General features: G+C 35.1%; 13 protein-coding genes, 1 tRNA gene and 1 pseudogene. 14 read left to right on the forward strand and 1 reads right to left on the reverse strand.

Annotation, left to right across the window (positions count from 1 at the left end; genetic code table 11):
• Positions 1-360: pseudogene (locus BLQ93_RS08155) on the reverse strand (glycosyltransferase family 4 protein); the annotation flags it as partial.
• Between the two features lie 111 nt (positions 361-471).
• On the opposite strand from BLQ93_RS08155, the gene lysA reads away from it, so the two are divergent.
• The 14 genes from lysA (at position 472) to BLQ93_RS08225 (ending at position 11,894) form a co-directional block, all read left to right on the forward strand.
• Positions 472-1,707 carry a diaminopimelate decarboxylase gene (gene lysA / locus BLQ93_RS08160; RefSeq protein WP_092129525.1) on the forward strand — a complete coding sequence of 412 codons (1,236 nt, stop codon included), beginning with the start codon at positions 472-474 and terminating at the stop codon, positions 1,705-1,707.
• Positions 1,707-2,549 (forward strand): diaminopimelate epimerase, encoded by an 843-nt coding sequence (dapF, locus tag BLQ93_RS08165; RefSeq protein WP_092129527.1) that lies wholly within the window; start codon positions 1,707-1,709, stop codon positions 2,547-2,549. The genes lysA and dapF overlap by 1 nt, the downstream gene beginning before the upstream one ends.
• A 17-nt stretch (positions 2,550-2,566) precedes the next feature.
• Positions 2,567-3,451, forward strand: a complete 885-nt coding sequence (gene dapA / locus BLQ93_RS08170) for a 4-hydroxy-tetrahydrodipicolinate synthase (protein WP_092129529.1) — start codon at positions 2,567-2,569, stop codon at positions 3,449-3,451.
• Positions 3,452-3,454: 3 nt separating this feature from the next.
• The gene (dapB, locus tag BLQ93_RS08175; protein ID WP_092129531.1) at positions 3,455-4,258 is read left to right on the forward strand and encodes a 4-hydroxy-tetrahydrodipicolinate reductase; all 804 of its coding nucleotides are present in this window, start codon (positions 3,455-3,457) and stop codon (positions 4,256-4,258) included.
• Complete coding sequence (gene purF, locus BLQ93_RS08180) at positions 4,255-5,616, forward strand: amidophosphoribosyltransferase (protein ID WP_092129533.1); 1,362 nt, start codon at positions 4,255-4,257, stop codon at positions 5,614-5,616. Before dapB ends, purF begins: the two co-directional genes overlap by 4 nt.
• A gap of 10 nt (positions 5,617-5,626) precedes the next feature.
• Positions 5,627-6,157 carry a hypothetical protein gene (locus BLQ93_RS08185; protein ID WP_092129535.1) on the forward strand — a complete coding sequence of 177 codons (531 nt, stop codon included), beginning with the start codon at positions 5,627-5,629 and terminating at the stop codon, positions 6,155-6,157.
• Positions 6,158-6,173: 16 nt separating this feature from the next.
• A complete protein-coding gene (locus BLQ93_RS08190) occupies positions 6,174-7,160 on the forward strand; it encodes a class II fructose-bisphosphate aldolase (protein WP_025391135.1) in 987 nt (328 codons plus the stop codon).
• A 3-nt stretch (positions 7,161-7,163) separates the two neighbouring features.
• Positions 7,164-8,309: a hypothetical protein gene (locus tag BLQ93_RS08195; RefSeq protein ID WP_092129537.1), complete on the forward strand. Its 1,146-nt coding sequence runs from the start codon at positions 7,164-7,166 to the stop codon at positions 8,307-8,309.
• On the forward strand, positions 8,302-8,685 hold the full coding sequence (locus BLQ93_RS08200; protein WP_092129580.1) for an acyl-CoA thioesterase: 384 nt from the start codon (positions 8,302-8,304) through the stop codon (positions 8,683-8,685). The genes BLQ93_RS08195 and BLQ93_RS08200 overlap by 8 nt, the downstream gene beginning before the upstream one ends.
• The gene (locus BLQ93_RS08205) at positions 8,675-9,460 is read left to right on the forward strand and encodes a purine-nucleoside phosphorylase (protein WP_092129539.1); all 786 of its coding nucleotides are present in this window, start codon (positions 8,675-8,677) and stop codon (positions 9,458-9,460) included. The genes BLQ93_RS08200 and BLQ93_RS08205 overlap by 11 nt, the downstream gene beginning before the upstream one ends.
• Complete coding sequence (locus BLQ93_RS08210; protein ID WP_092129541.1) at positions 9,435-10,685, forward strand: amidohydrolase; 1,251 nt, start codon at positions 9,435-9,437, stop codon at positions 10,683-10,685. The genes BLQ93_RS08205 and BLQ93_RS08210 overlap by 26 nt, the downstream gene beginning before the upstream one ends.
• On the forward strand, positions 10,682-11,536 hold the full coding sequence (gene ispE, locus BLQ93_RS08215) for a 4-(cytidine 5'-diphospho)-2-C-methyl-D-erythritol kinase (RefSeq protein ID WP_092129543.1): 855 nt from the start codon (positions 10,682-10,684) through the stop codon (positions 11,534-11,536). The genes BLQ93_RS08210 and ispE overlap by 4 nt, the downstream gene beginning before the upstream one ends.
• A complete protein-coding gene (gene spoVG, locus BLQ93_RS08220; protein ID WP_025391141.1) occupies positions 11,517-11,786 on the forward strand; it encodes a septation regulator SpoVG in 270 nt (89 codons plus the stop codon). The genes ispE and spoVG overlap by 20 nt, the downstream gene beginning before the upstream one ends.
• Positions 11,787-11,819: 33 nt before the next feature.
• Positions 11,820-11,894, forward strand: a tRNA-Gln gene (locus tag BLQ93_RS08225).
• The last annotated feature ends 31 nt before the right edge of the window (positions 11,895-11,925 follow it).

Consider the following 11,925-nt stretch of genomic DNA (forward strand, 5'->3'; position numbering starts at 1 on the left):
AACACACACTACTTTGTCTGTTAGTAAATACTTAAGTTTTGATATCTTTTTTTGTTTATAATCCACCCTTCTTGTGTATACAAGTGGTTTTTTTGTTAATAATTTAAGAAAAACGCCTAGAGTATGCGCTTTTGAAGCATGAGCGTGCAGAATATCGCATTGTTTTGCTGCACCTAATAATTGCTTTAAATTACTTGAGTCTATTGTTTCAAAACCCATTGCGTTTGCTTTTTTATACAACTCATCCTTAGCGGCAATAATAGAATCTATACCAAGCTCTCTTAAGCCTTGCGCTAGGTATATTAACTGCTGCTCGCCGCCTCTAAAGCCTTTTTGTGTATTTAAATGCAGGATTTTCATATTTAAATACATAAAGCTTTAGCTTTACTTTGTCAAGTCTTGTATAAATTTTTCTTGCAAATTAAGTAATATTAATTAAAATAATACTTAAGGCTAAATAAGGGGGTATTGATGTTTTATTACAAAAATAACGAGCTTTATGTAGAAGATATGAAGGTAGCAGACATTGCTTTAGAGTTTAAAACACCACTTTATATTTACAGTAAAAGTCATTTTGAAACTCAATATAAAAAACTTGATGAAAAAATTACAAGAAGGCACTTAATATGCTTTGCGCTTAAAGCAAACAGCAACTTAGCTGTTATAAACACATTTGCAAAATTAGGCGCAGGCGCAGATGTGGTATCTGCTGGAGAGATTTTTAGAGCAAAAAAAGCCGGTCTTGATACGACAAAAATCGTCTTTAGCGGTGTTGGCAAAACGCCAGATGAAATAAAATATGCTCTTGAAAATAACATTTTAATGTTTAATATTGAATCATTTGAAGAATTAGAAGAAATAGAAAAAGTTGCTTGTTTGCTAAACAAGACTGCACCGGTTTCTTTTAGAGTAAACCCAAATGTTGATCCAAAAACTCATCCATATATATCAACAGGTTTAAAGAAAAACAAGTTTGGCATATCACACACACAAATTGTAGATGCATACAAGAAAGCATCTCAAATGAAGCATATTAGTATTAAAGGCATTCAATTCCATATTGGAAGCCAGCTTACAGATGTATCTCCATTTTTTGAAGCGCAAATAAAAGTAGCGCATATTATGAGAGAGTTACTTTCTTTGGGTATAAAACTTGATATTATAGATATAGGTGGTGGACTCGGTGTAGTTTATGAAAACGAAAAAGAACCGGATTTGGACCAGTATGCAAATTTTATCAATGAAGCATTTAAAGATTTTCCGGATAGTATGATTGTATTGGAGCCTGGCAGATTTTTAGTTGCAAATGGCGGTATATTTGTTACAAAAGTCCTGTATAGAAAACAAAATGAAGGTAAAAATTTTATCATTGTAGATGGAGCAATGAATGATCTTATTAGACCAAGTTTGTACGATGCATACCACAAAATCGAACCGGTAGTAAAAAAGAATGCCAAAAAAATCACAGCTGATATTGTAGGTCCAATTTGTGAAAGTGGTGATTTTTTTGCCAGATCAAGAGAAATAGATAGCCTTGAAAGAAACGATTTAGTTAGTATATTTAGCAGTGGAGCATATGGTTTTACAATGGCAAGTAATTACAATTCACGTTGTAAACCAGCTGAAGTTTTAGTGGATAAAGATAAAGTAAAACTAGTAAGAGCAAGAGAAACATTCGAAGATTTAATTAGAGGGGAAACTATTTAATGCGAAAAATTGAATTTTTTAAGATGAACGGCTCAGGTAATGATTTTATTTTAATAGACAATAGAGAGCATGTTGTAGAAAATATCGGTTTAAAAACAGAAGAATTTGTTAAGCGCATTTGTAAAAGAGGTTTATCCATAGGTGCAGATGGTGTTATCCTAATAGAAAATACAGATGAGCCAGATTGCGATTTTGCATGGCAGTTTTATAACAATGATGGTTCCATTGCATCAATGTGCGGTAATGGTTCAAGATGTGCTGTACGTTTTGCCTATTTAAAAGGGATAATAAGTGATACAAAAACTACATTTTTAACAGGCGCTGGTAAGATTTATGGTGAAATCGTAGGTATAAATACAGTCAAAGTACAGCTTACCAAACCTACAGATTATAAAACAGTTGAGCTGGATAACCAAACAATGTATTTTATAAATACAGGTGTGCCCCACCTTGTGATATTTGTTGATGATATAGAAGCTGTAGATGTAGAAAAACTTGGCGCAAAGTATCGCTATCATGAAATTTTTGCTCCAGCAGGCACAAATGTTAACTTTGTAAAGGTTTTAGATGATAATACGATTGCCATTCGCACATATGAGCGTGGCGTAGAAGCAGAAACTTTAGCTTGTGGCACAGGTGCAACTGCTTCAAGTTTAATTAGTGGACTTACAAACAAAGCAATATCGCCCGTTGAGGTTAAAACCCGTTCTGGGAAAATTCTTAAAGTGTATTTTCAAATAAAAGACAATAAATCCAGTGAGCCCATAGACATGGTATTTTTAGAAGGTGATAGCATGCTTAGTTTTGTGGGTACCATGATTGACGAAGCGTGGGATTATTAAAATAAAGGGGGTTGTATATGTTTGAATTAAAAGGTGCTATGACGGCTATTGTAACTCCATTCAAAAACGGCAAGTTTGATGAGGTATCGTTCAGGAATTTAATTAAAAGGCAAATTGAAAATGGTATTGATTGTATTGTACCGTGTGGTACTACAGGAGAAGCTGTAACGCTGGATTTAAATGAATACGAAAAAGTTGTTGGCTCATGCGTTGAAGAATGCAAAGGTCAGGTAGGCGTTCTTGCTGGTGCTGGTAGCAATAATACGAAAAAAGTTATTGAAATGGCAAAATTGGCCCAAAGTTTAGGAGCTGATGCAATTTTATCTGTTACACCATATTATAACAAACCAACACAAGAAGGATTATATCAGCACTATAAAGCAATAGCAGATGCTGTTGATATAGGTGTTGTTCTATACAATGTGCCAGGAAGGACATCGGTTAATATATTGCCCGATACGGTAGCAAGGCTTAGTGAAATTGATAATATTATTGGCATAAAAGAAGCAAGCGGTTCTTTAAACCAGGTTTCAGAGATTCTTGAAAAAGCAAAAGAAGGCTTTAGCGTGGTAAGTGGCGATGATTTTTTAACACTACCCATGCTATCTATAGGTGGTTCTGGCATAATTTCTGTTACATCAAATGTAGCACCCGCAATGGTTAGCGAGCAGTACGATGCTTTTGTGTCAGGTGATCTAGAAAAAGCAAGAATGCTACATCATAAAATGTATCCACTTCATCAGATGATGTTTATTGAAACTAACCCTATACCTGTAAAAACAGCTGTAGCACTCATGGGCCTTGTAGAAGAAGAATTTAGATTGCCATTGTGCAAAATGTCAAGTGCAAACAAAGAAAAACTAAAAGCTATGTTAAAAGAATACGAATTTTTGGGTGGATAAACTATGGTTAATTTAATAGTTTGCGGCGTGTGTGGTAAAATGGGCAGACGTATCGCAACACTTGCTTTACAAAGTGATCAATTTAAGCTTATTGGGGCAACTGAGAAAAACCCGGATTGCATAGGAAAAGATGTAGGTACAGTATTAGGTATTGCTCCAATAAATGTAAAAGTTAGCGAAAAATTATCAGATTGTATCGATCAAGGTGACTGTGTTATTGATTTTACAAACTGTAAAGCCACACTTGAAAATGTAAGGTGCGCGTGCGAAAATAAAAAATCAATTGTAATTGGCACTACAGGTTGCGATGCTGAGTCTATTGAACAAATAAAAAAGCTATCTGTAATGTGCCCTATAGTTATGGCACCAAATATGAGTTTAGGCGTAAATATACTGTTTGAGATTGTAAAAGAAACAGCTAAGTATTTGGGTAGTGATTTTGATGTAGAGATTGTAGAAATGCATCATAGGGCAAAAAAAGATGCTCCAAGTGGAACTGCTTTAAAGTTAGGTCAAAAAGTAGCAGAAGGTCTGGGCATAAGTTTTGAGCAAAATGCAAGGTTCTCAAGAGTGGGCGAAGCACCAAGGGCAAAAAACGAAATAGGCATAATGGCTCTTCGTGGCGGTGATGTAGTAGGTGAGCATACTGTGATTTTTGCAGGCGATGCAGAACGTATAGAAATTACACATAAAGCATCTTCACGCGATGTCTTTGCAAAAGGTGCTCTCAAGGCAGCTTCCTGGGTAGTTGATAAATTGCCTGGCTTTTACGATATGAATGACGTACTTGGAATAAAATCTAAATGAGAGTCCTATTTGATAAACTAAGCGAACATTGTGCGATTTTTGGTATATACAATATTAAAGAAGCATCGAACTATGTGTATTTAGGTTTACATGCCTTGCAGCATAGAGGTCAAGAAGGCTGTGGAATTGTAACAAGAGACAAAGGCATTTTTTGCAAAAAACGCTCTCGTGGTTTAGTGCTTGAAGCATTTGATAAACAAGACATAGAAAATTTAAGAGGCGACATAGGCATAGGTCATGCCCGTTACTCAACAAGCGGCGATTCTTCTTTAGTAAACTTACAGCCTTTGACCGCAAGCTTTGATTTAGGCGATATTGCCATTGCTCATAATGGAAACATAACTAATGCGCAAAGCATAAAAAACAAACTAATAAGCGATGGTGCTATATTTAGCTCAAATAGTGATACAGAAGTTATTATTCATTTAATAGCAAGACAGAAAGGTTCTTTTGACGAAAGGCTAATTGGTGCTTTAAGCCAGCTAAAAGGTGCTTTTTCGCTTGTGATTCTATTTAATGATATTTTGTATGCAGTAAAAGATCCATGGGGTTTTAGGCCGCTTGCAATGGGTGAGCTAAATGATTCATATTGTTTTGCAAGCGAAACCTGTGCGTTTGATTTAATTGGCGCAAAGTTCATAAGGGAGCTTGAAAGTGGTGAGATTGTCAAGGTAGACAAATACGGTGTAAACTCATTTAAGCCATTTAAAAGCGAAAATTCATATAGATGTGTTTTTGAATACATATACTTTGCAAGACCTGATTCTTATCTGTGGGATAATCATGTATATGAAATTAGAAAAAAAATAGGTCAAAAACTTGCTTTAACTTCGAGAGTAGATGCTGATATAGTTATAGCTGTACCAGATTCTGGCATGCCAGCAGCAATTGGATATGCTCAAGCTTCTGGCTTGCCATTTGAGATGGGTATTATAAGAAATCATTATGTAGGCAGAACATTTATAGAGCCTACAGATTCTATAAGGCATTTTGGCGTTAAATTAAAATTGAATCCATCCACCGATGTTTTGGAAAATAAACGGGTTGTTGTTGTGGATGATTCTATAGTAAGAGGCACAACAAGCAGGCGTATTGTTAAAATGATAAGAAATGCTGGTGCCAAAGAAGTGCATTTACGCATAGCAAGTCCGCCTGTTACGCATCCTTGCTTTTATGGTATTGATACGCCGACTAAAACCGAGCTTATTGCGTCAAGCCATACAATTGAAGAAATTACAAAGTACGCGACTGCTGATTCCATAGCCTACCTATCGCTTGAAGATTTAAAATCAATAGTAGGCGAAAGCGGTTATTGTTTTGCTTGCTTTAGCGGGCATTATCCAATAAGTTTTGAATAAAGGAAGTTATATGAAATTTTTATTGTTGCTTTTTTCATTTGTATTTTTTTTAAATTCCTGTGCTAGCATACCAAAGCCAAAAGAAAATACCGTTCAAATGTCCACAGCTGCAACAGGTATTTTTAAAGCCAAAACAAAGATAAGAAACATTGATGGATTTTTTAGAATATCGCCTACAAATTCGACAATTGACATTGCAAGCCCGTTGGGTTTTGCACTATACGGTATATATATAAATGGCAATGATTTGTATGTAAAAGATTATATGAGTGGTGTTAAATTTACAAATGCAGATTTAGAAAAATTAAATATACCAAAAAAAGACAGTATTTTGCTTTATGAAAATAACCTTATATACTTTACACAAAATTTTTTTAATATATGTGACCACAATGACAACTCGAATATACACATTATAGCATGTGAAAATGTTTCAAATTACCGTTTGCCAAAAGTAGTTGAGTTTGTTCACAAGGATGATTTATTAAAGCTTACAATGGAAAAGATGCGCCTTGAAAACCTGCAAAAAGAAAAACAATAAAGCTGGAGGTGAAATTATGGTTCACTACAGTGAGCTTGGTTTTGTAAACACAAAAGATATGTTTAAAAAAGCTTTTGAAGGTGGCTATGCGGTACCTGCTTACAATTTTAACAATATGGAGCAATTGCAGGCAATTATTACAGCATGCGTAAATACACAATCACCTGTAATCTTGCAGGTGTCAAAAGGTGCTAGAAATTATGCCAATCAAACGCTTTTGAGATGGATGGGTCAAGGTGCTGTTGAGTTTGCAAAAGAGCTTGCAGCATCTAAAAATTTAAAAGAAATACCAATTTGTCTGCATTTAGATCATGGTGATAGTTTTGAATTATGCAAAAGCTGTATAGATTTTGGTTTTTCGTCTGTTATGATAGACGGTTCTCACCTTCCTTATGAAGAAAACGTTGCTATTACAAAACAGGTGGTAGATTACGCTCATAAGTATGATGTAAGTGTAGAAGGTGAGCTTGGTGTGTTGGCTGGCATAGAAGAAGATGTGTCATCTGACAGGCATATTTATACAAATCCTGATGATGTTGAAGATTTTGTCAAAAAAACTGGAGTTGACTCACTTGCAATAGCTATAGGCACAAGCCATGGCGCATACAAGTTTAAAGTAGAAAAAGGTAAAGAACCACCGCCTTTGAGGTTTGATATTTTAGAAGAAATAGAAAAGCGTATTCCTGGTTTTCCAATTGTGCTTCATGGGGCTTCAAGTGTGTTGAAAGAGTATGTTGATATGATTAATGCTTATGGTGGCAAATTAGAAGATGCAATAGGTGTAAGCGAAGATCAATTGAGAAAAGCTGCAAAATCGGCTGTGTGCAAAATAAATATTGATACAGATGGTAGGCTTGTAATGACAGCAAAAATAAGGGAATTTTTTGCAAAAAATCCATCTGAGTTTGACCCAAGAAAATATTTGGGACCAGCGCGCGACGAGCTTATAAAGATGTATGAGCGAAAAAACAAAGAGGTACTTGGCAGTGCCTTTAGGGTGTGAAAAATGAACAATATAGTATTTAAAACCGGTGTTAGCTATCAAAAACTCATTAGTGATACAAGCGTTAATTATGCATTTTCTCAAAACTTGTGCAAGGCAAATATCGAAGAGATAATTAGTTTTGCAAAATCGCTTAAAGTGAGAAATTTTGTTCAATTAGGCATAGGCGGCTCTGCTTTGGCAGCAAGCGCCGCCATTTCTTTTTTACAAAAAGAAAAACCAGATAAAAGGTATTTTTGCCTGGATAATATTGACCCACAAAGACTAAAGACGGTATTGGAGATTGACCAAGCCGATACTGTTTTTCATGTTGTGTCAAAATCTGGATCTACCATAGAAACCCTATCGCAATTATTTGTTATAAAGCAACATGTTAAAAATGCAAATATTGTAATAAGTACAGACAATACAGATACTTTTTTGAGAAAATTTGGCATGCAAAACAACTACAAAATATTTGACATACCAAAAGAAGTGGGTGGACGCTACAGCGCGTTTACAAGTGTTGCACTTTTACCCATGGCTTTTTTTGGGTTTGATATAGCATCCTACATTGAAGGGGCAAAAGAAGCTGTAAGAAAAACACGCGATAAGTGGGGGTTTCCTATAGATCTGGCAAACCTTGTTGTAAGCACATATGATAGGTGTAAAGTATTTGTTATGTTTGCATATAAAGATAGACTCTATGAAGTTGCTGATTGGTTTAGGCAGCTTTGGGCAGAAAGCCTTGGTAAAAATAACCTTGGCCAAACCCCCATAAAAGCACTTGGCACAACGGACCAACATTCTCAGTTGCAACTTTATCAGGAAGGCATAAAAGATAAGCTTATTGTGTTTTTGGATACAATCTCAGATGTTGATTACACAATTGAACAAGCTTATGAGCCATTTAACTATTTAAAAGGCAAATCCATTGCAAAAATTATGGAGATTGAAAAACAATCAACAATAAAAGCCCTTGATGAGTCAAATGTGCCAACCGCCGAGATTTTTCTTGAAAAAATAGACGAGTTTACTTTAGGTGCATTTTTTTGTTCTCTCATGATTACAACAGCAAAAGTTGGAGAGTTCTGGAAAATAAACCCATTTGATCAGCCAGGTGTGGAGCTTGGCAAAAAATATACAAAAGAAAGGTTACAAAATGATTAGCTACAAAACGCGTATTTACTATGATGATACGGATGCAGGTGGTGTTGTTTATTATGCGAATTACTTAAAATTATGCGAGCGCGCAAAACAGGAGTTTTTTTTACAAAATGGCATAGATTTGTTTAAACTTCACAATGAAGGGGTTTTGCTTGTAGTTAGCCGCGTTAATGCATACTACAAAAAGCCTATATATTTAGGAGAATATGTTGAGGTAGATGTTGAGGCTTCTGAAGTTAAAAACGCCAGTTTAACATTAAAGTTTAATTTACTTGTAAATAAAGAAATACGCGCAACGGTAGATATTTTGTCTGCCCTTATAAAAGACTCAAAGCCTATAAAACTACCTCAAAGCATAAGGCAGTTGTATGGAAAGTAAACTTGGAAAGTCTGATATTTGTATCATAACAGGTACCGGTATAAAAATCGATTTAAAATCATTTACAAAGAAAAAGCAGATAAATTACAGTGAGTTTGATTTGCCAAAACCTACAACTTCTTCTCATAAAGGCTATTTTGAAATATTTGAAGGTAACAATTTGCGCATTATTGTAGCAAATGGTCGTTTCCACTACTACGAAGGCTTAAGTCCTTCAAAACTCAGGGCTTTGCCTGAGATCCTTTGCAAAACTGATCCAAAGCTTATGATACTTACAAATTCAACAGGAGGCCTTGATCCGTTTTTCAAAAAAGGCGATCTTATGGTTATAAGAGACCATATAAATCTAACTAACACAAACCCCCTAATAGGTATTGATTCTGATAATAAATTTGTTGATATGGTTGATGCGTATAGTCCATATTACATAGAAAAACTCAAAGAAAGTGCTTTAGGTCTTTCAATAGATTTAAAAGAAGGTATATATGTTGGTGTTAGCGGTCCATCGCTTGAGACACCTGCTGAAACAAGATTTTTAAGATTGATTGGTGCAAGCTGCGTAGCAATGAGCCTTATAAATGAGACGATAGTATCAAGATTTTTTGGTATTGATGTGCTTGGGGTATCTATCATAACTAATGTAAATAAACCCGATTGTATGGGCAAAATACCCATAGAGGAGGTAATTAATCAAGCAAGTTTAGCCTCAAAAAAGCTATCTATTTTGTTTGATGATTTTTTGTTAAAAAATGATTTTAATAAAAAACGCACTTAACTTAGACGGATTTAGAACATCCATACTTATTGAAGAAAATAGAATTCTAAAAGTCCAAAGCGACATTAAAGTTGATTTGCCGCCTGATACTATCATAATTGATGCCAGCGACAAACTTGCAGTTTCTGGTTTTTTTAACGCTCATACACATGCTGCCATGACGCTTTTTAGGGGTTATCAGGACGATCTTAGTTTGCAGGATTGGCTTGATAAGATTTTTAAGCTTGAAGCAAAGTATGTTGATAAACACATGGTTTACTGGTGTTCAAAGCTTGCTTGTTTGGAAATGGTATCATGTGGCACCACAGGCTTTATGGATATGTATTTTTTTGAAGATGAAGTGGCACAAAGCGCTTTAGATGTAGGCTTAAGAGTTGTTATTGGCGAAGGTTTGCTGTCATTTGAAACACCATTTTGCGCAAGTTTCAAAGAAGGCTTAAAAAAGACACTTCAGTTAAAAGAAAAATATAAAAATAACCCAAAAGTGAAAGTTTCTTTTGCGCCTCATTCCCTATATACTTTAGAAAAAAACGATCTGGAGGAGTTAGCGAGCACGATCGACTCTAATGATTATATTCAAATACACCTATCAGAAAATATGAATGAAGTAAACACAATTTTATCAAAATACGGTCAAAATGGTGCTTTTGTTTTAGATGAGATTGGGCTTTTGAATAAAAATACTTACCTGGCTCATTGCACGCATCTAACAGAAGCCGAAATAGATTTAATAAGCAAAAAAAATGCACATGTTATACACAATCCTCAAAGTAACCTAAAACTATCGAGTGGTATAGCAAATGTTTGCAAGATGATACAAAAAGGTGTGTCTGTTTTGCTTGGCACAGATGGGTGTGCAAGTAACAACAATCTGGATATATTGGAAGAGTTAAGGACCGCTGCTTTGCTTCAAAAACTATTTAATCCTTCTTACATGAATGCAAAGCTCGCAGTCAGAATTGCCCAAGATTTTGGCGGTTTTTTTGATGTAGGGCTTAGTGAAGGCAAGCTTGCCGATGTGGTTTTGTTTGATTTAAATGCAATTGAAGCACTACCTATGTATAATCCAGCTTCTTATCTGTCATACGCTGCAAACTCAAAAAGTGTTGACACAGTTATAATTGATGGGAAAATAATTTACAAAAATAAAGAATTTACAAATGTAGATGTTGGAGAAGTCAAATTTAATGTAGCTCAAATTGCAAAAAAGATTGGAAGCCTGTGATTGTCAAATCTTATGCAAAAATCAATTTAGCCCTTTATGTTTTGGATAAAAGAAACGATGGCTACCATAATATAGTTTCTCTTGTAACAAAAATTGATCTGTTTGATACTATTGAAATTAAGCCTTCAAAAACTTTGCGCATTTTAACAAGTATAGATAGCATAAACAACCAACAAAACTTAGCCTACAAGGCAGCAAAAGCGTTTTTTGAGCAATGCCACATTAAAGATGCAGTTCAGATAGATATAGAAAAAAATATACCCCTGCAAGCAGGACTTGGTGGGGGTAGCTCAAATGCAGCATATGTACTTTTGGCTTTAAATAAAATGTATGAATATCCACTAAGCTTTGATGAACTTGTTGGTTTGGCTTCAAGCTTGGGTAGTGATTGTGTGCTGTTTTTATACCAAAACGCGTGCATTGTATGCTCAAGGGGCGAAATAGCCTATAGACTCGACTATACATTTAAACCCGAAGAGCTTATTATTGTCAAGCCCCCCTTTGGTGTTAGCACAAAATTAGCCTACAGTAATTTAATATTGACAAAACATAATAATATCAATAGAATGGATCTGGTGGATAAATTGAAGAAAGGTGGACCTTTAGCAATTATGCACAACGATTTAGAAAGCAGCGTATTTAAACTTTACCCTGTTTTAGAGCGCATAAAGTTAAAAATTTATGAGATTGTTCAAAATGCTTTGCTTTGTGGTAGCGGCTCAAGTGTCTTTGCTTTTGCGCAAAGCAGTGCAGATAAGATTATCTCTGTCTTTGACGAGTCTTACTTTATAAAAAAAGCAACAATATTAAATAACGAGGGAAGGTTTTTGTATGAACATTACAGAAGTTAAAATCAGCCCAATAAGCGGCGACGAAAAACTTAAAGCATTTGCAACTGTAACCTTTGATGATTGTTTTTTGGTTAGAGATCTAAAAATTATCAATGGAAAAAAAGGCTTTTTTGTAGCTATGCCAAGCAGAAAAATGAAAGACGGCACATTTAAAGATATAGCTCACCCGCTAAATAATGCAATGAGGCAGCAGCTAGAAGCAAAAGTTTTAGAAGAGTATAATAAAGCAATAGAAAATCAAAAATCTTAAAACCAGTTTTGCTAGCTTAGTATTACATAGCTTTGGGGTGTAGCCAAGCGGTAAGGCAGGGGACTTTGGATCCCCGATTCGGAGGTTCGAATCCTCCCACCCCAGCCATAGCTTTTTTAAATTTACTATATTTTTTGGT

The sequence above is a fragment of the Desulfurella multipotens genome, assembly GCF_900101285.1.
GTDB lineage: Bacteria > Campylobacterota_A > Desulfurellia > Desulfurellales > Desulfurellaceae > Desulfurella > Desulfurella acetivorans.

What these genes read in the sequence shown, in the direction of transcription:
- BLQ93_RS08210 (WP_092129541.1), top strand. Translation starts at nt 9,435, where the DNA reads ATGATTTTAATAAAAAACGCACTTAACTTAGACGGATTTAGAACATCC.
- BLQ93_RS08200 (WP_092129580.1), top strand. Translation starts at nt 8,302, where the DNA reads ATGATTAGCTACAAAACGCGTATTTACTATGATGATACGGATGCAGGT.
- BLQ93_RS08190 (WP_025391135.1), top strand. Translation starts at nt 6,174, where the DNA reads ATGGTTCACTACAGTGAGCTTGGTTTTGTAAACACAAAAGATATGTTT.
- dapF (WP_092129527.1), top strand. Translation starts at nt 1,707, where the DNA reads ATGCGAAAAATTGAATTTTTTAAGATGAACGGCTCAGGTAATGATTTT.
- BLQ93_RS08205 (WP_092129539.1), top strand. Translation starts at nt 8,675, where the DNA reads ATGGAAAGTAAACTTGGAAAGTCTGATATTTGTATCATAACAGGTACC.
- BLQ93_RS08195 (WP_092129537.1), top strand. Translation starts at nt 7,164, where the DNA reads ATGAACAATATAGTATTTAAAACCGGTGTTAGCTATCAAAAACTCATT.
- BLQ93_RS08185 (WP_092129535.1), top strand. Translation starts at nt 5,627, where the DNA reads ATGAAATTTTTATTGTTGCTTTTTTCATTTGTATTTTTTTTAAATTCC.
- dapA (WP_092129529.1), top strand. Translation starts at nt 2,567, where the DNA reads ATGTTTGAATTAAAAGGTGCTATGACGGCTATTGTAACTCCATTCAAA.
- spoVG (WP_025391141.1), top strand. Translation starts at nt 11,517, where the DNA reads ATGAACATTACAGAAGTTAAAATCAGCCCAATAAGCGGCGACGAAAAA.
- dapB (WP_092129531.1), top strand. Translation starts at nt 3,455, where the DNA reads ATGGTTAATTTAATAGTTTGCGGCGTGTGTGGTAAAATGGGCAGACGT.
- lysA (WP_092129525.1), top strand. Translation starts at nt 472, where the DNA reads ATGTTTTATTACAAAAATAACGAGCTTTATGTAGAAGATATGAAGGTA.
- purF (WP_092129533.1), top strand. Translation starts at nt 4,255, where the DNA reads ATGAGAGTCCTATTTGATAAACTAAGCGAACATTGTGCGATTTTTGGT.